This window comes from Nonomuraea sp. B208 (assembly GCF_057536035.1).
The window spans coordinates 554,482-575,029 of sequence record NZ_BAAJOU010000027.1 but is presented as its reverse complement, the minus strand read 5'-3'; the positions used below and the strand labels follow the sequence as shown (position 1 = coordinate 575,029).

Sequence of the window (20,548 nt, the reverse complement as noted above, 5' to 3'; positions counted from 1 at the left end):
ACCGGCAAGCACTCACCAAGGAGGACGAGATGGACACGACGCCCGTCACCAGCCGGCCGAGCGCCGAGCTGAAGGCCCTGGACCGCCTGGTCGGCACCTGGGCGGTCACCGGCGGCGCCGAGGGAACGGTGCGCTACGAGTGGATGCCCGGCGGCTTCTTCCTGTTCCAGCACGTCGAGCTCACCCACGACGGCCGGCGGATCACGGGTCTGGAGGTGATCGGCAACCTGCGCCCGTTCGGCGAGCCGGTCGGCGCGGACGTGGTGTCGCGCTTCTACGACTCGGCCGGCGACACGCTCGACTACGTGTACGAGCTGACCGGTGACAAGCTGACCATCTGGGGCGGCGCGAAGGGCGGCCCGGCGTACTACGAGGGCACGTTCAGCGCCGACGGCGCCACGGTCACCGGCGCATGGGTCTACCCCGGCGGAGGCGGATACGCCTCGACCATGACCCGGATCTGACACCGGGCTCCGCGGGAGTTCCGCGAGCAGCGCCGGACCGGCTCTCGCGGAACTCCCGCAACCGCGCTTGAGGGCACCGCCATCTCAGCCGCGGGGAGGCCGCGCCGAAGTTTCAACCGAGGGTTCAACGTTACGGTTGACGTCATGGCAGATGTCTCCACCACGATCGAACTCAGCCTGTCCGAACTCCGCCAGGTCGCCGCCTACGCCGTGGCGTGCGCGCGGCCCGCCTTGACGATCTTCGAACGGGAACGCCCCGACGATCCGCGCCCCCGTGCCGCGATCGAGGCCGCGCGGACGTTCGCGGACGGAGCCAAGCGGACCAAGGCGCTCCGTGACAGCGCGTGGGGGGCGATGCGCGCGGCCCAGGAGGCGCGCGACGCGGGACTCGCCGCGGCGTGCGACGCCGCGCGGGCGGCCCTGGCCGCGGCCAGTGCGGGGTACCTGCATCCCCTGGCCAAGGCCACCCAGGTCAAGCACATCCTCGGACCGGCCGCCCATGCCGCGCGAGCGTTCGAGCTGTCCGCCGGAGACGATCCCTCCGTCGGAGCCGATCACCTCGCGCAGGCGCGAGCCCTCGCCGGTCCCGTCGTGGTGGACGTCCTGAGGCGCTACCCGCTCGCCCCGCCCGGCGGCGGGCGGGTCGGAGAGCTGCTCCGTCAGCTGGACGCGTCGCTCCGCTGAGGTTTTCGTGGCCGTGGGTCTACATCGTCGTCCCGCCTGAGACGTCGAGCCGGTGCCCGGTGACGTAGCGGCTGTCGCCGGAGGCCAGGAAGGCGACGGCGTCGGCCACGTCCTGCGGCGTGCCCAGCCGGCCGAGGGGCGTCTGTGACGACAGCCAGGCCAGGGCCTCGCCGACCAGGCGTCCTTCGTGCATGTCGGTGTCGATGACGCCTGGGGCCACGAGGTTGACGGTGATGCCGCGCGGCCCGAGCTGCTTGGCCAGGGCGACGGTCATGACGTCGAGCGCGGCCTTGGACATGGCGTAGTCGATCGCGCGGGGCATGGCCGCCCCGCGGGTCAGCATGGTGCCCACGGTGATGATCCGCCCGCCGTCGCGCAGCCGCGGCAGGGCCTGCTGGGTGACGAAGAACGGCGCGGTGGTGTTGACCGCGAACAGGCGCTCGAAGCCCTCCCGGGTGACGCCGTCGATCTCGCTCTGGCCGCCGAGGACGCCCGCGTTGTTGACCAGGACGTCCAGCCCGTCGGCGTGCGCGTCGAAGGCGGCCCACAGGGCTTCGGCGTCGCCGGGCGCGCCCAGCTCGGCCTGGACGGCGAAGGCCCGCCCGCCGGAGGCTTCGATGGCGGCGACGGCGTCCTTGGCGGCGGCATGGTTGCCGCCGTAGTGGACCGCGACCCGGGCGCCCTCGCGGGCCAGCCGGACGGCGATCGCGCGGCCGATGCCCCGGCTCGCGCCGGTCACCAGGGCCGTCTTACCGGTCAATGTCGTCATGATCACGCTCCAATTCGCGTACTGCGTACGAGAAATGGACCATAGCTATTCAGGTACCATGTACGCAAATAGCGGCGAAGGGGGCGCGCATGATCGACGAGGCGGCGACCAGCATCTGGATGCAGCCGGAGGAGCGCGAGCGCTCCGGCCCGGGGCGACGCCCCGGCTACAGCCGCGAGCAGATCACCCGCGCGGCCGTCCGGATCGCCGACGCCGAGGGCGTCGAGGCCGCGACCATGCGGCGGATCGCGGGTGAGCTGGGCACCGGCGCCATGTCGCTCTACCGCTACGTGCCCCGGCGCGACGACCTCTTCGACCTCATGATCGACCTTGCGATGGGCGAGATCGAGCTCCCCGACGGCCCGTCCGGTGACTGGCGCGGCGACCTGACGCTGCTGGCCCGGCAGGTCCGCGCCGCCGGCCTGCGCCATCCCTGGCTGATCGCGCTGCTCACCGGCCGGCCCACGCTGGGTCCCCACCTGCTGCGCGTGCACGAGTTCGCGCTCGGCGCCTTCGACGGGACCGGGCTCGACATCGACGACGTCACCGGTTTCGTCGGCATGCTGAACGACTACGTCCACAGCGCGATCCGCCGCGAGATCGGCTGGCTGGAGGAGGCCCGCCGCACCGGCCTGGACCCCGAGCGCTGGAAACGGGACTACATGGGACCGTACGTCCGCCAGGTCGTCGAATCCGGCGCCTTCCCCCGGTTCAACCGATCGGTCCTCGACTCCCGCATCGCCCACCTCGCCCCCGAGGAACGCTTCCGCCACGGACTCGACCGCGTCCTCGACGCCATCGCCGCGCTCATCCCGTCGCTCCGTCCTCGTTGAGCGGGGGCGACGTCAGTCGAGGGTCTGCTCGACGAGGTCGAGGTAGGCGTGTCCGGCGGCGGCGGCGACGTCGTCCGGCCGGCCGAGCGCCGCGAAGCCGTCCAGCAGTCCGCGCAGCGCGGCGAGGTGGTGCCGCCAGGAGGCGCCGGGCGCGTAGGGGCACCCCAGGATCGCGAACATGCGGGCGGTGTCCGGGGAGCGACGGGCGATCCGTTTGCCCGCGATGGGCACCATCGCCAGCCGCCCCAGCTGGTGCTCGACGGGTTCCTTGGGGGTCGGCGGCTCTCGTTCGCCGGCGCTGAGCAGCTCGGCGAAAGTGGCGGGGAGCTGGTCGAAGCCCCGCCGGTCGAGGACGAGCACGCTGTCGGCGGGCCATCCGCCCCGCGAGATCGGATGGATGTACCAGTCGACCTGGAGCGGAAGCCCGTCGACAAGGTAGGTCAGACCCAGCGCCCTGGTGCCGCGAGGACCGTTGTGGCGAGCGTCGAACGCCGCCGTCAGCACTCCCGGCCCGGAGGGCAGCCGGCCGGGCATCGCGTATTCGTCGAGGCGGGTGTCGTCCACGAACACCAGCAGGTCGAGGTCGCTCCAGTCGTCAGCCCGCCCCGCGCCAAGCGACCCGACCAGAGCGGCCCCGGCCACTCCAGGGTCGTCGTGGAGCCCGGCGGTCGCGGCGCCGAGCCAGCGGGACCGGAGGTCGGCGAGACGGGGAGCCGGTGGCACCGTGCTGTCCTCCGCGTTCATGGGGGACATTTCATCGCAATCGGCGAGGTTGCGCAGGAGTGCCCTCGCCTCCTATCTTGGAACGACCATTCCGAGATAGGAGGGGCCAGATGCCCGACGTCAAACACTTCGATCCCGAGCGGACGTTGGACCAGGTGGTAGCCCTGTTCTGGCAGCGCGGGGCCGACACCACCGGCATCGCCGACGTCGTCCAGGCGACGGGGCTCAGCCGCTCCAGCCTGTACGCGACCTTCGGCGGCAAAGCACAGCTGCAGGCCGCCGCGCTGGGCCGCTACCTGGAGCGGCAGTCGCGGCCGGTGTTCGACGCCCTGGCCGCCGACGAGCGCGGCGTGCCGGCCATCGCCGCGTTCTTCGAGCGGCTGGTGGCGGCGCGCTGTTCGGGCGAGCACGCCCGCTGGGGCTGCCTGGTCACCAACACGCACGCGACGGCGAGCGGCGGCCTGCCGGAGATCCGGAACATCCTGGACCGCCACCACGACACGCTGCGGGCGGCGATGCGCGCCGCGCTGGAGGCGGCCCGCGCCGCCGGCCAGCTCCGGCCCGGCCTGGACCTGGAGGGGGCCGCCGAAGCGCTCACCCTGCAGGCCTACGCGGTCAACCTGCGCTCGCGGGCCGGCGCCGATGCGGCCGTGCTGCTGGCGGGCGTGCGCGCCGTACTCGATGGTTTCACCACTCCCGAGGAGAAGCGATGAGCGAGTTCCGTACGTACGACGAGAGCGACGCCCCCGAGGCGGCGCGCACCATGCTGGCGGCGGCCAAGAAGCGGATGGGCTTCGTGACCACGCTGAACGGGGTGATGGCGGAGTCGCCGGAGCTGCTGGCCGGCTACAACGCGCTGGCCGAGCAGTTCGGCAGGTCGTCGCTGCCGGCGGCGGCCAAGCAGGTGGTGCTCATCACGGCCAGCGTGGCCAACGGCTGCGAGTACTGCGTGGCCGCGCACTCCACGCTCGCGCTGCGCGCCCGGGTGCCGGCCGAGGTGGTCGAGGCCCTGCGCGCCGGCCGGCCGCTGGCCGACGAGGCGCTGGAGGCGGTACGCCGCCTCACCCAGGCGGTGGTGGCGCAGCGCGGATGGGTGGCCGAGGCCGAGATCGAGGCGTTCCTGGCCGCGGGGCACACGCGCCGCCACGTGCTGGACATCGTGCTCGGGGTGGGCATGAAGACCCTGTCCAACTACACCAACCACATCGCCTCCACTCCGCTCGACCCGGCCTGGGCCGACCAGGCGTGGAGCCGGGAGCAGGCGACCGATGACCGTCACCCGGACGCGGTCTGCACAGCGAGCTCTCCGGCGGGGTCCTGACCGGCCGGCGGGCGCGCGGCGCGCAGCGCGGCCTCGACGCGGCGGTTGCTGGTCATGGTCGCGGTGACGGCGGTCATGGCCAGCAGGAGGCCGGCGGCGGCGTAGAGCGGGGTGCGCAGGTCGTAGGTGGTGGCCAGCCAGCCGCCGAGGAAGGCGCCGAAGGGGGCCGCGCACATGGCGAGCATGCGGGAGGTGGAGGCGACCCGGCCCATCAGGTGGGCCGGGACGATGGCCTGCCGGAGGGAGGGGCCGAGCACCATCGTGGCGCCCATGCCCGCCCCGCAGACGGCGAGCGCGAGCCCCGCCACGTACGCGTCCGGGGCGGAGGCGAGCCCCAGGATCGCGAGGCCCTCGATCGTGGCGGTGCAGGTCAGCGCGGTGCCGGTGCCGAGACGCCGGCCGAGGAAGGCGGCGATGCCCGCGCCGAGCAGGCCGCCGGCGGCCTCGGCGGTGAGGAGCAGACCGAAGCCGAGGGCGCCGACGCCGAGACGTTCGTGCGCGAACAGGGCCAGAATGGTCTCCACGGCGAGGAAGGCGACGTTCCCGACCGCCGGGCGGAGCGCGAGCCCGAGCAGCAGCCGGTCCTTGAAGACGTAGGCGGCTCCGGCCCGCGCCTGCCGCAGCAGCGACTCTCGGGCGCCCGCGGCCGGGCGCGGCACGGCGGGCAGCGACCGGACGAGCAGCGCGGACAGCGCGAACGACACCGCGTCGGCGAGCAGCGGCACCGAACGTCCGAGCGCGAGCAGCGCGCTGCCCGCGGGCGGCCCGGCGAAGCCGGACGCCGCGGTCTGGGCGCCGCGCAGGCGGGCATTGGCGCGCTGCAGGAGCGCGGGGTCGCGGCGGAGCAGATCCGGCAGGTACGCCGTGGCGGCCGTGTCGAAGAACAGCCCGCCGAGGGCCAGCAGGAACGCGGAGGCCGCCAGCAGCGGGATGCTCAGCACGTCGAGCGCCGCCGCCGCGGCGGGCACGGCGAGCAGCACCGCACGCGCGGCGTCCGTGACCCACATGGTGCGGCGGCGGTCCCAGCGGTCCACCAGCGCACCGCCGAGCACTCCGAACAGCAGCCAGGGCAGCGTCCCCGCGGCCGTGACGACGGCCAGCGCCATCGGATCCCGGGTCAGCGTCACCGCCAGCAGCGGCAGCGCGGCATGCGTCACGCCGTCACCGAGCGAGGACACCGTCTGCGCGGTCCACAACCGCCCGAAGCCGGTCGGCAGCTTCGTCGTCATTCGGCGTCCTCCCCGGCCTGCCGGCGCGAGGCCGGCCGGAACAGCGCGAAGACCAGCGACACGTCCGGAAGCGACGGATCGGACAGCGCCCGGTACTCGTCCGCCAGCGCCTCCAGGCGCGCCCCCAGCTCCGCGAACTGCTCCTCGGTGAGTCGCAGATGGGTCATCTTCACGTGCCGCTCGCCGTCCGCCGGCGACGCCTCCAGGTCCGCCACCGCGTTCCGCAGCAGCACGTCCGGCTGCCCCGGCCCCGGATCCGGCAGCTCGATCGAGCGCGCGGCCATCGCGTAGTACCGCTCGGTGACGCCTCTCACCTTCCGGGTCCGCACCACCTTCACCAGGCCGGCCCGTTCGAGCAGCCGTACGTGATAGCTCGAACTCCCCTTCGCCAGGCCCATCCGCTGGGCGATCTGCGTGATCGTCGCCGGTTCGAAGCGGAGCATGGCCATGATCCGGTGGCGCGTGAGGTTGGAGACGGCGCGTAGCTGCTCGTCGGTGGTGACGTGAAACGTCTCGGGGAGATCATCGGTAGGCACGCGGACAATGGTCAAGGATTCTTGACCATTGCGCAAGGGGCCGAGGCCAATCGGCGTGGCCCCGGCCGAAACGATCAGTGGCTCACCAGGCCGACACGGTTGCCGTCGAGATCGGCGAACACCGCGATCCGCCCCATGGGCGTCGGCGCCGGCTCCATGACGCGGCTGCCGCCGAGGCTCTCCGCACGCTCCAGCGCGGCCTCGACGTCGTCCACCGCGAAGTAGACCACGACCCCGGTGTACGGGCTGCCCGGCCCGGCCTGGCCGATGCCGCCCGCCGGGCGGTCGCCGTCACCGCCGACGAGCGCGTAGGTCTCGTCGATGGCGTTCACCGTCCAGCCGAACAGCTCCTGGTAGAAACGCCGCGCTCGCGGAGCGTCAGGGGTGGAGATGTCGAACCATCCGATCGACGTCATGGCAGTCCTCCTCAACAAGGGCCCGTGTGGCCCATCACCTGGTAGGACTGCTGCTTTAGGGCACAATCGTCGCTCATGGGGGAAATTTCTTCTGGGCTCCAGGCTGACCTGGACCGGGCTCGCGCAGGGGACGACGCCGCCTTCGCCCGGCTCGTGGGACCGCTGCGCCAGGAGTTGCACGCCCACTGCTACCGCATGCTGGGCTCAAGTCACGACGCCGACGACGCCCTGCAGGACGCCCTGCTGCGTGCGTGGCGCGGGCTCGCGCGGTTCGAGGGCCGCAGCTCGTTGCGTTCGTGGCTCTACACCGTGGCCACCCGCACCTGCCTGGACCTGGCTGACGGCCGCGCCAGGCGGGCCCTGCCCGCCGACCTCGGCTCCTCCAGCGAACGAGCCGTGCCGGACGCCGCCCCGCTGACCGACGTCGCCTGGCTGGGCCCCTACCCCGACCAGGGCCTCGCCGACGGCCGGGCCGTCCCTGAGGCGCGGTACGAGCAGCGGGAGTCCGTCGAACTCGCCTTCGTCGCCGCCCTGCAGCACCTGCCGGGCAACCAGCGGGCCGCGCTGCTGCTGTTCGAGGTTCTCGGGTTCTCCGCCGCCGAGATCGCCACCATGATGGACACCTCGACCACGTCGGTGAACTCGGCCCTGGCGCGGGCCCGCAGGCTGGTGGCGGAGAAGATCCCCTCCCCGAGCCAGCAGCAGGCACTGCGGAAGGTCGGCGACGCCAAGGTCCGGACCCTCGTGGCCGCGTTCGCGGCGGCGCTGGAACGCGGCGACATCGACGCCCTCGTCCCCCTGCTGACCGAGGACGTCACCTGGTCCATGCCGCCTCTGCCGACCTGGTACGAAGGGCTGGCGGCCGTCACCGACTTCGCCATGCGGGTCCCCATGGCCGGCTGCCCGGGCTGGCGTACCCTCCCGACCAGCGCCAACGGCCAGCCCGCCGTGGCGTTCTACATCGGCGGCGACGACGTCGCCGGACCGCACGCCGCCTGGTCGATCACCGTGCTCGCGTTCCGCGACGCGCGCATCTGCCGTATCGTCTCGTTCCTCGGTCGCGACCACTTCCCGTCCTTCGCCCTGCCCGCCTCGCTGTCCTGACCGCGAGAACCGACGGCGCCGGCCGGGGGACATCACGGCAAGAGGTCGCGCCAGCGTTCGGCCGATGCCAGAGCGTCCAGGCTGATCCGCTCCAGGAACGCACCGCCCCTGGCCAGGCGGCGTCCCACGGGGGTGTCGAGCCCGAGCGTCTGCCCCGCCGCCTTCGTGAGCTCCGCCGCCGCGAGCGTCTGCCGCGCGCCGATCACCGTCGAGTGGTACCAGGCGTCGTTGTCGACCACGTAGACGTCGCGGCGCCGCTGCGGATCACGTTCGCGCCTGATCAGCCCCTGCTGGGTCAGGTAGCCCACCGCCATCGAGATCGAGGCGGGGCTGACCTTCAGCCCGCGTGACAGCTCGGCCGCGGTGAGCCTGCCGTCCTCGCTCAGCCACAGGCCGATGAGCACGCGCGCCACCATCCTCGGCAGGCCCATCCCGACCGCCAGCTCGACGGCTCCCTCTTCCACCTCGACGACCTTGCGGTCCCGGGGTTCGGCCTCGGGCGAACGTGCGGGGGCGCCGCGCCGCGCCCGCCGCGCCGCCGCCTGGTGCGCCCGCTCGGGGCGGTAGCCGGCGGGGCCGCCGTTGCGGCCGATCTCCCGGCTGATCGTCGAGGTCGGCCGGTCCAGCCGCCTGGCGATCTCGGCGTAGGAGCGGCCTTCGGCGAGACCGGCCGCGATCCGGCGGCGGTCCTGCAGGGTCAACCTTCCTTCTGGCATGACGTCACTATTGCGTTCGGCGCCACACAAGGCAATGTTTCATTGCATTCAGCTCCACCGTCAACGCAGCAATTTACCCCGTCTGACCTGCGTTTATGTGGAGTGATAGATTGACGGAATTTCTGAAAGCAACGTAGCTTTCAATTCGTGACGAACACGTACTGTCGCGACCTGCCGGTCCCTCCGCCCCTCGGCGTCTCGGTGACGGGGCTGCGTAAGTCCTACGGCGACCACCGCGTCCTGGACGGCATCGACCTCACCATCCCCCAGGGCACCGTCTTCTCGCTGCTCGGCCCCAACGGCGCGGGCAAGACCACCACCGTGCAGATCCTGTCCACCCTCATCAAGGCCGACGCGGGCGAGATCCGGGTGGCCGGGCACGACCTGGCCGAGGAACCCGACAAGGTACGCGCCGCGATCGGCGTCACCGGCCAGTTCTCCGCGGTCGACAGCTTCCTCACCGGCGAGGAGAACCTGCGGCTCATGGCCGACCTGCTCCACCTCGGCCGCGCCGAGGGCCGCAGGCGAGTCGGCGACCTGCTGGAGCGCTTCGACCTCACCGACGCCGCGCGCAAGCCCGCGGCCGCCTACTCGGGCGGCATGCGCCGCCGCCTCGACCTCGCCATGACCATGGTCGGCACGCCCAGACTCATCTTCCTCGACGAACCGACCACGGGCCTGGACCCGCGCAGCCGCCGCACCATGTGGCAGATCGTCAGGGAGCTCGTCCAGCAGGACGGCGTGACCATCTTCCTGACCACCCAATACCTGGAGGAAGCCGACGAACTCGCCGACCGCGTCGCGCTGCTCAGCCAGGGCCGCCTGGTGGCCGAGGGCACGCCGGGCGAGCTCAAGCGGCTGGTCCCCGGAGGGCATCTGGTCGTGCGCTTCGCCGATGCCGACGGTTACCTCAGGGCGGCCTCCCACGTGGGAGCCACCTCGCGCGACGACGAGACCCTCACGGTGCAGATCCCGGACACCGGCGTCCGGGCGCTGCGGAAACTCCTGGAGTGGCTGGACGCGCAGGCCATCGACGTCGCCGAGTTGTCGGTGCACACGCCCGACCTGGACGACGTCTTCCTCGCCCTGACCGAGGAGTCCTCCCGATGAGAGCGATCACCGACTCGGCGACGATGCTGCGCCGTCAGATCAGGCACATGTGGCGTTACCCCACGTTGATCCTCACCTACGCGGGGGTCCCGGTCGTGCTCCTGCTGCTGTTCGTCTACGTTCTCGGCGGCATCATGGGCGCCGGGATCGGCGGCGACCGCGCCGCCTACGCCGCGTACATCACCCCCGGCATCATGATCATGACTATCGCGAGCGCCGCGCAGGGGACGGCGATCTCGGTGGCCCTGGACATGACCGAGGGCATCGTCGCCAGGTTCAAGACCATGGCCATCGCCCGCGTCTCCGTCCTCACCGGGCACGTGCTCGGCGCGCTGGTCCAGAACTTCATCGCGATCACGGCGGTGACGCTGGCGGCCCTGCTGATCGGCTTCCGCCCCGCCGCCTCCGCGCTGGACTGGCTCGGGGTCATCGCCTTGCTGGCGATGTTCACCTTCGCCATCACCTGGCTGTCAGCCGCGCTGGGCATGGTCACCAAGAACGTGGCCACGGCCAGCAACCTGCCGATGCCGCTGATGCTGCTGCCGTTCCTGGGCAGCGGCGTGGTCCCGCCGGAGTCAATGCCGGGCCCGCTGCGCTGGTTCGCCGAACACCAGCCGTTCACACCGGTCATCGAAGCCCTGCGCGCGCTCCTGGCCGGGCAGCCCGCGGGATCCAGCTTCGCGGCGGCGGCCCTGTGGAGCGCGGTCATCGCGCTGGGCGGATATCTGTGGGCCCGCAGGCTCTACAACCGGTGAGGCCGACGGGATACGGAACAGTAGTGCCATGCAGCTGCGGGTCGGGTTCGCCGCGGATGACGTTCCGGGCTGCGGGACGACCTGGCCCGCGACGGCTGGTCGCACCGCGGGCGGCCCTCCCTGCCGGGGAGTAGCGCGGGGCGTTCAGTACGCGAGCTCCCCGATCCCGCCATCGACGCGCAGCACGGTCCCCGCGGTGTAGGCGGACTCGTCCGAGGCGAGGTAGACGGCCGCCTTCGCGAGTTCGGTGGCGGTTCCCAGGCGATGGAGGGGCACGGTCCGCCGGAGTTCGTCGTAGACGGCGGCCTGCCGCTCGGGGCCGAGCGACTTGAAGGTGTCCGTGACGGTCGGCCCCGGGCTCAGCCCGTTGACCCGGATGCCCCGGTCCTTCAGCTCATAGGTCAGCCCGCGGGACAAGGACAGCAGGCCCGCCTTGGCGGCACCGTAGACCGCCGCGTTCTCGTGCCCGACGAAAGCCGAGACCGAGCCGACGAGAATGACCGAGGCCCGCCGTGACAGGAGCGGCAGCAACGCCTTGATCAGGAAGAACGGTCCCTTGAGGTCGGTGGCGACGAGCCTGTCGAACGCCTCCTCGGTCCATTCCTCGATCGGGAGATGGGTGACGTCGGCGGCGTTGCTCATCACGACGTCGACCTGCGGCCACTCCTCCCGCAGCCGCGCCGCCAGCGCCGCCTGGCCGGGCACGTCGCCGGCGTCGCTGAGGATGGGCAGCAGCGGGCCGCCCAACTGCCGGGCGGCCTCAGCCAGCCGCTCCCGCGAGCGGCCGGTGATCGCGACGGCCGCTCCCTCGGCGAGGAACTGGCGGGCGGTCTCGAAGCCGATGCCGCTGGTCCCGCCGGTGATCAGTGCGTGCTTTCCCGCAAGACGACCCATTGGCCTTGTTCTCCTCACTCGCGCCGAGGCGCGTGGTTCCAACGGACGAAGGCTCCGGCCGAGGGCGTCGTGCCGGCGGCCGGCGCGTCCGGGCTCAGATGGCGGTACGGCCGCCGTCGGCGGCCACGACGGCGCCGGTGACGTAGCTGGCCTGGTCGCTGGCGATGAAGGCGATGACGCGGGCGACCTCGGCAGGGTCGGCGGTGCGCTTCAGCGCGGTGGTCAGTCCCATGCCGCCGAGATCCGGTCCCATGGCCGCCACCACCTTGGAGGTGGTCATCGGGCCGGGCGACACGGCGTTGACGCGCACGTTCGAGGCGGCGAACTCGGCCGCCCAGGTGCGGGTCAGGGACTCGAGCGCCGCCTTGGTGGCGCCGTAGACCGCCATCAGCGGCATGCCCAGGCCGGCCGCCGTGGAGCTGACGTTCACGATGCTGCCGCCCCCGCCGGCGGCCATCTTCGGTGCGATCTCGGCGACCAGGATGAACGGCGCGCGCACGTTGACCGCGAAGGCGGCGTCGTAGGCGGCCAGGTCCTGCTCGGGGGTCGCGCCGAACGGGACGACGCCCGCGTTGTTGACGAGCACGTCCACCGCCCCGGCGTCCTCGGCCAGTCTCCGCACGGCCTGCGGGTCGGCCAGGTCGGCGGGAACGAAGCGCACGGAGCCGCCCGCGCTCCCCCGCACGTCGTCCACGACCAGCGCTGCGCGTTGCGGGTCCGTGCCGGTGATGATCACGTCGGCTCCGGCGGCGGCGAGGATCCTCGCGGTCGCGTGCCCGAGCCCGCCGATGGCGCCCGAACCGGTGATCAGCGCCGTCTTTCCGGTGAAGTCCATGTGGTCCTGCCTCTCGTCCGGCGACTTTCATGCAAGCGTTCAAAAAGTCGCTCGACGTCACCGTAGGGCATTTCGTGCAAGCGGTCAAAAAGTCGTACCCTGGGGACATGGCACGGACAGGACGACCCCGCGCGTTCGACAAGGACCAGGCACTGGAGCGCGCGCTCCTGCTGTTCTGGTCCCGGGGCTACGGAGAGACCTCCGTCCAGGACCTGGTCGACGCGCTGGAGCTGGAGCGGGGCAGCCTGTACGGAGCCTTCGGCGACAAGCGGCAGTTCTACCTGGCGGCGGTCCGGCTGTACTGGGACACCTACGAGCGCCAGTTGGTCGCGGCGCTGGAGGACGGGCCGGTGCTGCCGGCGCTGCGCGAGGTGCTCGCCAACCCTGCCCGCGCGCGGGAGTACGCCTCCGACGCCGGCGTTCCGCAAGGCTGCATGATCGGCAACACCACCGCCGAACTGGTCCCGCACGATGCCGAGGCCCGCGAGATCGTGGCCCGCTCGCACGCCCGCTTCACCACGATCGTCGCCGACGCCCTGCGGCGCGCGCAGGCCGACGGCGAGGTCACCCGGGCCGCCACCCCCGAGGCCCAGGCGCAGCTCCTGCTGTTCACCGTCCAGGGCCTTTCCCTGGTCGCCCGCGCCGGGCTCGACACCTCTGCCGCACTCGCCGCCGTCGACGCCCTGATCGACGCCCTCCGCGCCGAGAGCGCCTGAGGGATGACGTGCCGGCGGCGGCCGGCCCGGCTACCCGGCGAGTGTCTGGGTGCCGAGCACGGTGAGCAGGGCGAGGCGTTCGGCGTCCACGGTGCCGGGCTCGGCCGTGTAGATCATGATGCGCAGGTCGCTGCCGGACACGGTGAGCACGTCGCAGTCCAGCGTCAGGGCTCCTGCGTGCGGGTGATCGATGGTCTTGCGCGCGGCCTCGTGGTGGCCGACGGCGCCGGAATCCCACAGTTCGGCGAACCGGTCGCTGCCTGCCCGCAGCTCCGCGACCAGGTGCCGTAGCCGCTGGTCGGCCGGGTAGCGGGCGGCGGCCGCGCGCAGGTCGGCGACCAGGGCGCTCTCCAGGGCACGCCGGGACTCCGGCGTGTGCCGGACCCGGGTGGACGGGCCGAGGAACTGCCGCCACACGGCGTTGCGCTGGTCGCCGCGCCATCCGGACGGATCGCCCATCAACGCCGCGTACGGGGGGTTGGCCATCAGCAAGGTCCAGGACGCGTCGTAGACGGCGACGGGTGTCCCGCTCATCCGGTCCAGCAGCCGCTGAACGCTCGGCGTGATGTACGCCGGGACCGCCCGCGGGCCAGGCGGCGCCAGCCCGGCCAGGCCGAACAGGTGGGCGCGTTCGGCAGGCGACAGCCGCAACGCCCTGGCCAGGGCATCGACGACCTGCGCGGACGGGTTGGCGGCGCGGCCCTGTTCCAGGCGCGTGAGGTAGTCGACGGAGATCCCGGCCAGCAGGGCCAGCTCCTCACGGCGCAGTCCGGCCGCGCGCCGGTGCCCACCGACCGGCAGCCCGACGACCTCGGGCGAGACGCGATCGCGCCAGCGCCGCACCGCCCGCCCGAACTCCGCCATGCCCACCATTGTGCACCGCCGGCCGGCGGGTCTTCCTGGTACCGCCAGTCCCAGGAAGACGAGACGGCTGGCTGCCCGACCCACCCGGCCGGACCCTGGGGACATGACGACAACACTGATCACCGGGGCGAACAAAGGGCTGGGCTTCGAGACCGCTCGCAGGCTCGTCGCGGCAGGCCACACCGTCTACGTCGGCAGCCGGGACGCGGAGCGCGGGCGCCGGGCCGCCGCGAGGCTGGGCGCGCGGATGGTCCTCCTCGACGTCACCGATGACGCCTCCGTCGCGGCCGCGGCGAAGACCATCGAGGCCGACGGCGGCCTGGACGTGCTGGTCAACAACGCCGGCATCGAAGGCCGCCGCGAAGGGAACCTGGTCGCGGGCGCCGCGGAGACGACCGCCGACCTGATGCGGCAGCTGTTCGAGACCAACGTCTTCGGCCTGGTGCGCGTCACCCACGCGTTCCTGCCGCTGCTCCAGCGCTCCGCGGCCCCGGTCGTGGTCAACGTCAGCAGCGGGCTGGCCTCGCTGACCCGCATGACCGCCCCGGGCACACCCGCTCACGCCTACTCCGGCGTCGCCTACCCGGCGTCCAAGGCCGCGGTCAACATGATCACCGTGCAGTACGCCAAGGCGTTTCCGGACATGCGGATCAACGCGGTCGAGCCCGGCTACACCGCCACCGACCTGAACGGCCACACAGGCACCCAGACCGTCGAGGAGGGCGCCGAGATCATCGTCCGGATGGCCCAGGTCGGCCCCGACGGCCCCACCGGCGGCTACTTCGACGCCGAAGGCCCCCTCCCCTGGTGACAGCGGAGGCCCGGCACAGGAACCGGGAAGGCCCCCGGAGCGCGCCGCGGCGCGTCCCCGAGGGCCTCCAGGGGCGGACGCTAGACGATCACCGTGTTGCAGCTCGGGACCCAGCCGACCACGCCGGTGCGGATGTTGCGGCCGTGCTCCCAGCTGGTGGTGGTCACGCCGTTGTCGCAGGTGTACGCCGTGCCGTACCCGGTGCCCTGGATGTCCCAGCCCTGGCCCGGATAGCCGAGGCCGACCCGGGTCGCTCCCCCGTCCGGCCGGGAGAAGATCCGGACCCCGGGCACGCGGAAGTCGACGCCGGACCTCGCGGACTGGGCCTGCGCCGCCTGGGTCGCCGACGCCGTGACCGCCAGCGTGGCCGGCGCGGCGAGGGCGGCGAGGCCGAGAGCGAGACCGAGGGTGAGACGGATGTGAGCACGCATGTTGCTTCCTTCCTCTGGATGGCTTCCGGTCCGGATGAACCGGTGCACCGATCGTGTTGCCGGCCGTGGCAGGCGCAGTAGGGGTTTCCCGTCGCCCTCCCGACCTGGTGGCCAGGGAAACCCGGAGGTACCACCACAACCCGCACCACGTACTGCGACCGGTCCCTCACCCCTTGTAAGGTCTCGGAGGTGCACGAGGGCGAGGGCGGTCCGGAGACAACCCCCGGCGCCGCGCTGCGGCGGCTGCGGACGGCACGCGGGCTGTCGCTGAAGGAGCTGTCCCGGCTGACCCACTACAGCAAGGGCTACCTGAGCAAGGTCGAGACCGGCGAGAAGGCGCTGTCGGTGGGGGTGGCGCGCCGGTGCGACGCGGTTCTGGAGACCGGCGGCGAGCTGACCGAGCTGGCCGAGTCGATCACACAGGCGCGCGGAGGCTGCCCCTATCGGGGGCTTCAGCCCTACGGGCCCGAGGATTCCCGCTGGTTCTTCGGCCGGGACCGTACGGTGGGCGTGCTGGTGGGGCGGCTGGCCGAGCGCATGCCGGGGCGCGGGCCGCTGATCGTGGTGGCCCCCTCGGGGGCGGGCAAGACGTCCCTGCTGCGGGCGGGACTGCTGCCCGCCCTGCGCCGAGGGGTGCTGCCGGCGCCCGGATCCCGCTCGTGGCCGGCCGTCGTGTTCACCCCCGGCGCGCATCCGGTCGCCGAGCTGCCGGCCAGGATCAGCACGCTCACCGGGCTCGACCCCGCCCACCTGGCCGGCGTCCTCGCGGACGATCCCGCCGCCTTCGCCGGGCAGGTCGCGCAGGCGGTGAACGCCGGGACACCCGACGGCGGTCCCCGGCGCCGGCTGGTGCTGGTGGTCGACCAGCTTGAGGAGATCTTCACACTCTGCGACGAGGACGCCGAACGCCGTACCTTCCTCGCGGCCGTGGACGCGCTGGCCGTCGCCGGTCAACCCGTGGTGCTCGGCGTGCGCGCCGACTTCTACGGCCACTGCCTCAACCATCCCGTCCTGCTGGAGACCCTGCGCGAGGGGCAGCTGCCGCTCGGCCCGATGAGCGTCGCCGAGCTGCGCGAGGTCATCACCGGCCCCGCCCGCGAGGCGGGCCTCGGCGTGGAGCCGGCGCTGGTGGAGCTGCTGCTGCGGGACCTGGGCGTGCCGCCGGGAGCGGACGGGCGGGAAAGCGGGCCGGCGCACGAGCCGGGCGCGCTGCCCCTGCTGTCCCACGCGCTGCTGGCGACCTGGCAGCACCGCGCGGGCGACACGCTGACCGTGGCGGGCTACCGGCTGACCGGCGGGATCGCGGGCGCGGTCGCCGCCACCGCCGAGAACGTCTACACCGCTCTCGACCCCACCGGCCAGGACATCGCCCGCCGCCTGCTGCTGCACATGGTGTGCGTCGAGGAGTCCGGCCCCGAGACGCGCCGTCCCGTCGACGTCCGCCGGCTGCCACCCGCGCACTTCCCGCCGGAGCCCACCTCGGAGGTGATCGACGCCTTCGCCACCGCCCGCCTGCTCACCCTGGACGCCGGAGCCGCCCAGCTCGCCCACGAGGCGCTGCTGCGGGCCTGGCCCCGGCTGCGCGAATGGATCGTGGCCGACCGCGCCGGGCTGCGCACCCACCGCCGCCTCGCCGAAGCCGCCGAGGCATGGGAACGCGAGCACCGCGACACCTCGCTGCTGTATCGCGGCACCCGGCTGAGCGCCGCCCGGGAATGGGCCGGCTCCCAGCCGGCCGCCCTGACCACCCTCGAACGGGACTTCCTGGACGCCTGCCTGGCGGCCGAGGCCGCCGAGCACCGCCTGGCCGCCCGCCGGATCCGCCGCAGGCGTCAACTCGTCGCCCTGCTCACCACGCTGCTGATCGTGGTCGTGGCAGCCGGAGGATATGCCGTCCGCCAACGCGATCTGGCTCTGTACCAGCGCGCCCAGGCCCTCTCCCGGCAACTCGCCGTGCAGAGCGAACTGCTGACCGGCGACCCCGCCACCGCCGCCCGGCTGGCCACCACCGCCTGGGCGCTCGCCCCGACCCCCGAAGCGCGCCTCGCCATGGTCAATGTGCTCAGCCGGCCCGAACGAGCCGTTCTGCCCGGACTCATGAACGCGCTGGCGGCCGGCCCCGACGGGCGGATCATGGCCGGCGCGCACAACAGCGACGCCACCGTACGGCTGTGGGACACGGCCACCCGTCGCCCGCTGGGCGCCCCGCTCACCGGCCACGAGGAACCGGTGTCGTCGGTGGCGTTCAGCCGCGACGGGCGTACGCTCGCCACCGGCTCGTCGGACGGCACCATCCGGCTGTGGGACGTGGCCGCCCGCCGCCAGGTGGGCGCCCCGCTCACCGTGGCCGACCCCGTTCTGGCGGTGGCGTTCCGCCCGGACGGGCACACCCTGGCCAGCATGGACACCGGCGGGACGCTGCGGGTGTGGGACCTGAACCGTCGTACGCCGATCGCCGCCGAGCACACCCCCGACTACGCCGGCTCCATCTCGGCGATCTTCAGCCCTGACGGGCGGACCATGGCCCGTACCCATCACGGCAACAGGACGGTGCGCCTGTGGGACACCCTCTCCCTGCGCGAGATCGACCCCGTCTCCGTCGAGGACACGCCCGAGGCGCAGGGATTGTCCGCACTGGCCTTCAGCCCGGACGGCCGTACTCTGATCACCTCGGAGGGCACGACGGCGCGGGCATGGGACGTGAGGACGGGCCGTCAGATCGGCCCTCCCCTGGAGGCGGACGACGTGTGGGGTGGTGCCGCGGCGATCACCGCGGACGGAAGCGTCCTCGCCACCGCCTCCTCCGGGAAGATCAAGCTGTGGGACATGACCACCCACCGCCAGATCGGCGCTCCCCTCATCGGGCGCAGCGTGCTGTCCATGGCCTTCTCTCCCGACGGGACGACACTGTGGAGCAGCGGCACCGGCGACCACACGGTACGGGTATGGGATGTGACCACCCGGCATCCCGTCGGCAAGCCCCTCACCGGCTACGACAAATCTGTGCGCTCGGTGGCCTTCAGCCCCGACGGGACCAAGCTGGCCACCGGAGGTGAGGACCACACGGTGCGCCTGTGGGACGTCGCCGGCCGCCGGCAGCTAGGAGACCCGCTCACCGGCCACGAAGACGAGGTGGTCGAGGTGGCGTTCAGCCCGGACGGACGGACTCTCGTCAGTGCCGGCAACGACCACACCGTACGGCTGTGGAACGCGGCCACCCGACATCCCATCGGCAAGCCCCTCCACGGCCACGCCGAATCCATCCTGGCGATGTCCCTGAGCCCGGACGGGACCATGCTGGCCACAAGCTCGTTCGACACCACCGTACGGCTGTGGGACGTCGCCGGCCGCCGGCAGATCGGCGACCCGCTCACCGGTCAGGATGTCTGTTCGGTGGCGTTCAGTCCGGACGGGCGCAGCCTGGCCGTGGGCTGCAAGGACGGAAGAGTGCGGCTGTGGGACGTCGCCGGTCGCCGGCAGGTCGGCGACCCGCTCACCGGCCCCGAGCAGATCGTCTATTCGGTGGCGTTCAGCCCGGACGGCACCAGGCTGGCCACCGGAGGTGAGGACCACACGGTGCGCCTGTGGGACGTCGCCCGCCGCCGGCAGATCGGCGACCCGCTCACCGGCCACGAGGGCTCGGTCCATTCGGTGGCGTTCAGCCCGGACGGCACCAGGCTCGTCACCGCGGGTGAGGACCACACCGTACGCCTGTGGGACGTCGCCACCGGCCATCCCATCGGCGCCTCGCTCACCGCCCACCAAGAGGTCACGGCCGCCGTGGCGTTCAGCCCGGACGGGACCAGGCTGGCCACCGCGGGCCTGGATCACACCGTGCGCCTGTGGAACGTAGCCGTTCCCCCGAACCTGGCCGCTGCCCTGTGCGACCTCGCGGGACGATCCTTCACACCCACGGAATGGGCCCGGTACGTACCAGGAGAAGAGTTCCGACCGGTATGCCCTCAGCCCGAAGCCGTCCGGGGCATGCGTCGCCGCGCTGATTTGCCCGGGTCGCCGGTCCGGGTTAGCGTGCCCCGTGATCCGTGGCAAGGACGAGGCACGCGACGCCGCCGAGCCGCCGCCGGAACCCTTCTGGGCGGTGCTGGCTCATCATCCTGACTTCCGCAGGCTGTTCACCGGCAACTCCGTCTCGCTGCTCGGGTCGAGCGTCACCACCGTGGCGCTGCCCCTGACCGCGGTGCTCCACCTGGGCGCCTCGGCCACCGAGATGGGGCTGCTCGGCGCGCTCGGCCTGTTACCGCACCTGGTGCTGGGCCTGCCGGCCGGCGTGTGGGTGGACCGCGTCCCCTACCGCCGCACGATCGTCGTCGCCGACGCGGTCCGGGCGCTGCTGCTCGGCGCGCTGCCCGTCCTGGCCGCCCTGGGGCAGTTGCGGATCTGGCACCTGTACGCGGTGGTGACGCTGGCCGGGATCGCCGCGCTCTTCGAGTCGGTCGCGGCCCAGTCGTTCACCCCGCACCTCGTCCCGCGCGAGCGGCTGCTCGCCGCCAACAGCACGCTCATGCTGAGCAACGCCACCGTGAACACCACCGGCTCGGCGGTGGGCGGCCTGCTGGTGTCGGCGCTCACCGCGCCGATCGCCATCGCCGTCGACGCGGCCTCGTTCCTGATCTCCGCCCTGGTCAAGACCCGCATCCGGGCAGCCGGCCGGCCGCGCGTCAGCGGCGGACGCGGCCCCGTGCGGCTGCGGGCCGACCTGGCCGAGGGCCTGCGCGCGGTCTTCGCCCACCCCGTCATGCGCACGGTCATCCTGGCCGCCACCGTCGGCGCGTTCGCCGGTCAGGCCCAGGCCGTCGTGCTCGTGCTCTACCTCGTACGCGACCTCGGCCTGCCGGCCGGCCTGATCGGCGTCCTCGTCGCGCTCACCGGCGCGGCCGGCGTCGCGGGCGCCCTGGTGGCGACCCGCGTCACCCACCGCATGGGCCCCGGTCCGACGTTCATCCTGGGCATGCTCCTGGCCTCGGTCGCCGGCCTGGTGCTGGCCGCCGCGGCCGGGCCCTTCGCCGTGACGCTGACGGTCCTGGTCCTCTCGCAGGTCCTGCGGGGCAGCGGCCCCTCCCTGTACGGCGTCAACCAGCAGACCTTCCGCCAGGCCCTGATCCCCCCGGAGCTGCTCTCCCGCGCCAACGCCATCTGGCGGTTCCTGGCCTACGGAGGCCAGTCGCTCGGCGCGGTGCTCGGCGGCGTGGCCGGTGAGGCGCTCGGCCTGCGGGCGACCCTGGTCGTCACGTCCTGCCTGATGCTGGCGGGCACCGGCATCGCGCTCGCCTCGCCGCTGCGCACGATGCGCATCCTGCCCGACCGCTGACGCCGGGC

22 protein-coding genes are annotated in these 20,548 nt (G+C 72.8%); 12 read left to right on the top strand and 10 right to left on the bottom strand.

All coding sequences use genetic code 11. The features are described from left to right. Nucleotides 1-29: 29 nt before the first annotated feature. The gene (locus AC27IY_RS34360; RefSeq protein ID WP_487180515.1) at nt 30-464 is read left to right on the top strand and encodes a hypothetical protein; all 435 of its coding nucleotides are present in this window, start codon (nt 30-32) and stop codon (nt 462-464) included. A 144-nt stretch (nt 465-608) separates the two neighbouring features. Continuing rightward, nucleotides 609-1,148 (top strand): putative immunity protein, encoded by a 540-nt coding sequence (locus tag AC27IY_RS34355; protein ID WP_487180514.1) that lies wholly within the window; start codon nt 609-611, stop codon nt 1,146-1,148. A gap of 19 nt (nt 1,149-1,167) precedes the next feature. Here AC27IY_RS34355 and AC27IY_RS34350 read toward each other — a convergent pair whose 3' ends face one another. Then, nucleotides 1,168-1,917 (bottom strand): SDR family oxidoreductase, encoded by a 750-nt coding sequence (locus AC27IY_RS34350; protein WP_487180513.1) that lies wholly within the window; start codon nt 1,915-1,917, stop codon nt 1,168-1,170. An 89-nt stretch (nt 1,918-2,006) separates the two neighbouring features. On the opposite strand from AC27IY_RS34350, the gene AC27IY_RS34345 reads away from it, so the two are divergent. After that, nucleotides 2,007-2,750, top strand: coding sequence for a TetR/AcrR family transcriptional regulator (locus tag AC27IY_RS34345; protein WP_487180512.1), 744 nt, complete (start codon nt 2,007-2,009; stop codon nt 2,748-2,750). 12 nt (nt 2,751-2,762) lie between these two features. On the opposite strand, the gene AC27IY_RS34340 is transcribed toward AC27IY_RS34345, so the two are convergent. After that, the gene (locus AC27IY_RS34340; RefSeq protein WP_487180511.1) at nt 2,763-3,494 is read right to left on the bottom strand and encodes a nucleotidyltransferase domain-containing protein; all 732 of its coding nucleotides are present in this window, start codon (nt 3,492-3,494) and stop codon (nt 2,763-2,765) included. A gap of 89 nt (nt 3,495-3,583) precedes the next feature. On the opposite strand from AC27IY_RS34340, the gene AC27IY_RS34335 reads away from it, so the two are divergent. Further along, nucleotides 3,584-4,186 (top strand): TetR/AcrR family transcriptional regulator, encoded by a 603-nt coding sequence (locus tag AC27IY_RS34335; protein WP_487180510.1) that lies wholly within the window; start codon nt 3,584-3,586, stop codon nt 4,184-4,186. Continuing rightward, the gene (locus AC27IY_RS34330; RefSeq protein ID WP_487180509.1) at nt 4,183-4,794 is read left to right on the top strand and encodes a carboxymuconolactone decarboxylase family protein; all 612 of its coding nucleotides are present in this window, start codon (nt 4,183-4,185) and stop codon (nt 4,792-4,794) included. The genes AC27IY_RS34335 and AC27IY_RS34330 overlap by 4 nt, the downstream gene beginning before the upstream one ends. Here AC27IY_RS34330 and AC27IY_RS34325 read toward each other — a convergent pair. The 3 genes from AC27IY_RS34325 to AC27IY_RS34315 all read right to left on the bottom strand — a co-directional run bounded on the left by AC27IY_RS34325 (nt 4,749) and on the right by AC27IY_RS34315 (nt 6,975). Continuing rightward, on the bottom strand, nt 4,749-6,023 hold the full coding sequence (locus AC27IY_RS34325; protein ID WP_487180508.1) for an MFS transporter: 1,275 nt from the start codon (nt 6,021-6,023) through the stop codon (nt 4,749-4,751). The genes AC27IY_RS34330 and AC27IY_RS34325 overlap by 46 nt on opposite strands. Beyond that, nucleotides 6,020-6,559 carry an ArsR/SmtB family transcription factor gene (locus AC27IY_RS34320; RefSeq protein WP_371248117.1) on the bottom strand — a complete coding sequence of 180 codons (540 nt, stop codon included), beginning with the start codon at nt 6,557-6,559 and terminating at the stop codon, nt 6,020-6,022. Before AC27IY_RS34320 ends, AC27IY_RS34325 begins: the two co-directional genes overlap by 4 nt. Nucleotides 6,560-6,633: 74 nt before the next feature. Next, nucleotides 6,634-6,975, bottom strand: a complete 342-nt coding sequence (locus tag AC27IY_RS34315) for a VOC family protein (protein ID WP_487180507.1) — start codon at nt 6,973-6,975, stop codon at nt 6,634-6,636. 75 nt (nt 6,976-7,050) lie between these two features. Between AC27IY_RS34315 and AC27IY_RS34310 the strand changes: the two genes are divergently transcribed. Further along, entirely contained in the window at nt 7,051-8,079 is a 1,029-nt protein-coding gene (locus AC27IY_RS34310) for a sigma-70 family RNA polymerase sigma factor (RefSeq protein WP_487180506.1), read from the top strand. Nucleotides 8,080-8,111: 32 nt separating this feature from the next. On the opposite strand, the gene AC27IY_RS34305 is transcribed toward AC27IY_RS34310, so the two are convergent. Further along, a complete protein-coding gene (locus AC27IY_RS34305) occupies nt 8,112-8,780 on the bottom strand; it encodes a GbsR/MarR family transcriptional regulator (protein WP_423476204.1) in 669 nt (222 codons plus the stop codon). Between the two features lie 162 nt (nt 8,781-8,942). On the opposite strand from AC27IY_RS34305, the gene AC27IY_RS34300 reads away from it, so the two are divergent. After that, entirely contained in the window at nt 8,943-9,905 is a 963-nt protein-coding gene (locus tag AC27IY_RS34300; protein ID WP_487180504.1) for an ATP-binding cassette domain-containing protein, read from the top strand. After that, on the top strand, nt 9,902-10,660 hold the full coding sequence (locus tag AC27IY_RS34295) for an ABC transporter permease (RefSeq protein ID WP_487180503.1): 759 nt from the start codon (nt 9,902-9,904) through the stop codon (nt 10,658-10,660). Before AC27IY_RS34300 ends, AC27IY_RS34295 begins: the two co-directional genes overlap by 4 nt. Before the next feature lie 144 nt (nt 10,661-10,804). Here AC27IY_RS34295 and AC27IY_RS34290 read toward each other — a convergent pair whose 3' ends face one another. Next, nucleotides 10,805-11,554, bottom strand: coding sequence for an SDR family oxidoreductase (locus tag AC27IY_RS34290; RefSeq protein WP_423449335.1), 750 nt, complete (start codon nt 11,552-11,554; stop codon nt 10,805-10,807). 94 nt (nt 11,555-11,648) lie between these two features. After that, the gene (locus AC27IY_RS34285; RefSeq protein ID WP_487180502.1) at nt 11,649-12,389 is read right to left on the bottom strand and encodes an SDR family NAD(P)-dependent oxidoreductase; all 741 of its coding nucleotides are present in this window, start codon (nt 12,387-12,389) and stop codon (nt 11,649-11,651) included. A gap of 107 nt (nt 12,390-12,496) precedes the next feature. Between AC27IY_RS34285 and AC27IY_RS34280 the strand changes: the two genes are divergently transcribed. Then, on the top strand, nt 12,497-13,105 hold the full coding sequence (locus AC27IY_RS34280) for a TetR/AcrR family transcriptional regulator (RefSeq protein WP_423449338.1): 609 nt from the start codon (nt 12,497-12,499) through the stop codon (nt 13,103-13,105). A gap of 30 nt (nt 13,106-13,135) precedes the next feature. On the opposite strand, the gene AC27IY_RS34275 is transcribed toward AC27IY_RS34280, so the two are convergent. Further along, entirely contained in the window at nt 13,136-13,969 is an 834-nt protein-coding gene (locus AC27IY_RS34275; protein WP_487180501.1) for a helix-turn-helix transcriptional regulator, read from the bottom strand. A gap of 103 nt (nt 13,970-14,072) precedes the next feature. On the opposite strand from AC27IY_RS34275, the gene AC27IY_RS34270 reads away from it, so the two are divergent. Then, entirely contained in the window at nt 14,073-14,780 is a 708-nt protein-coding gene (locus AC27IY_RS34270) for an SDR family NAD(P)-dependent oxidoreductase (protein WP_487180500.1), read from the top strand. A gap of 80 nt (nt 14,781-14,860) precedes the next feature. On the opposite strand, the gene AC27IY_RS34265 is transcribed toward AC27IY_RS34270, so the two are convergent. After that, complete coding sequence (locus tag AC27IY_RS34265) at nt 14,861-15,211, bottom strand: hypothetical protein (protein WP_371248128.1); 351 nt, start codon at nt 15,209-15,211, stop codon at nt 14,861-14,863. A gap of 189 nt (nt 15,212-15,400) precedes the next feature. Between AC27IY_RS34265 and AC27IY_RS34260 the strand changes: the two genes are divergently transcribed. Further along, nucleotides 15,401-19,330, top strand: a complete 3,930-nt coding sequence (locus AC27IY_RS34260) for an nSTAND1 domain-containing NTPase (protein WP_487180499.1) — start codon at nt 15,401-15,403, stop codon at nt 19,328-19,330. Further along, nucleotides 19,248-20,540 carry an MFS transporter gene (locus AC27IY_RS34255; RefSeq protein WP_487180498.1) on the top strand — a complete coding sequence of 431 codons (1,293 nt, stop codon included), beginning with the start codon at nt 19,248-19,250 and terminating at the stop codon, nt 20,538-20,540. The genes AC27IY_RS34260 and AC27IY_RS34255 overlap by 83 nt, the downstream gene beginning before the upstream one ends. Nucleotides 20,541-20,548: the final 8 nt, after the last annotated feature.

Coding starts and splice junctions, on each gene's coding strand:
- AC27IY_RS34295 (WP_487180503.1), top strand. CDS start 9,902: ATGAGAGCGATCACCGACTCGGCGACGATGCTGCGCCGTCAGATCAGG.
- AC27IY_RS34360 (WP_487180515.1), top strand. CDS start 30: ATGGACACGACGCCCGTCACCAGCCGGCCGAGCGCCGAGCTGAAGGCC.
- AC27IY_RS34310 (WP_487180506.1), top strand. CDS start 7,051: ATGGGGGAAATTTCTTCTGGGCTCCAGGCTGACCTGGACCGGGCTCGC.
- AC27IY_RS34265 (WP_371248128.1), bottom strand. CDS start 15,211: ATGCGTGCTCACATCCGTCTCACCCTCGGTCTCGCTCTCGGCCTCGCC.
- AC27IY_RS34340 (WP_487180511.1), bottom strand. CDS start 3,494: ATGAACGCGGAGGACAGCACGGTGCCACCGGCTCCCCGTCTCGCCGAC.
- AC27IY_RS34335 (WP_487180510.1), top strand. CDS start 3,584: ATGCCCGACGTCAAACACTTCGATCCCGAGCGGACGTTGGACCAGGTG.
- AC27IY_RS34315 (WP_487180507.1), bottom strand. CDS start 6,975: ATGACGTCGATCGGATGGTTCGACATCTCCACCCCTGACGCTCCGCGA.
- AC27IY_RS34270 (WP_487180500.1), top strand. CDS start 14,073: ATGACGACAACACTGATCACCGGGGCGAACAAAGGGCTGGGCTTCGAG.
- AC27IY_RS34350 (WP_487180513.1), bottom strand. CDS start 1,917: ATGACGACATTGACCGGTAAGACGGCCCTGGTGACCGGCGCGAGCCGG.
- AC27IY_RS34330 (WP_487180509.1), top strand. CDS start 4,183: ATGAGCGAGTTCCGTACGTACGACGAGAGCGACGCCCCCGAGGCGGCG.
- AC27IY_RS34355 (WP_487180514.1), top strand. CDS start 609: ATGGCAGATGTCTCCACCACGATCGAACTCAGCCTGTCCGAACTCCGC.
- AC27IY_RS34345 (WP_487180512.1), top strand. CDS start 2,007: ATGATCGACGAGGCGGCGACCAGCATCTGGATGCAGCCGGAGGAGCGC.
- AC27IY_RS34325 (WP_487180508.1), bottom strand. CDS start 6,023: ATGACGACGAAGCTGCCGACCGGCTTCGGGCGGTTGTGGACCGCGCAG.
- AC27IY_RS34290 (WP_423449335.1), bottom strand. CDS start 11,554: ATGGGTCGTCTTGCGGGAAAGCACGCACTGATCACCGGCGGGACCAGC.
- AC27IY_RS34280 (WP_423449338.1), top strand. CDS start 12,497: ATGGCACGGACAGGACGACCCCGCGCGTTCGACAAGGACCAGGCACTG.
- AC27IY_RS34275 (WP_487180501.1), bottom strand. CDS start 13,969: ATGGCGGAGTTCGGGCGGGCGGTGCGGCGCTGGCGCGATCGCGTCTCG.
- AC27IY_RS34285 (WP_487180502.1), bottom strand. CDS start 12,389: ATGGACTTCACCGGAAAGACGGCGCTGATCACCGGTTCGGGCGCCATC.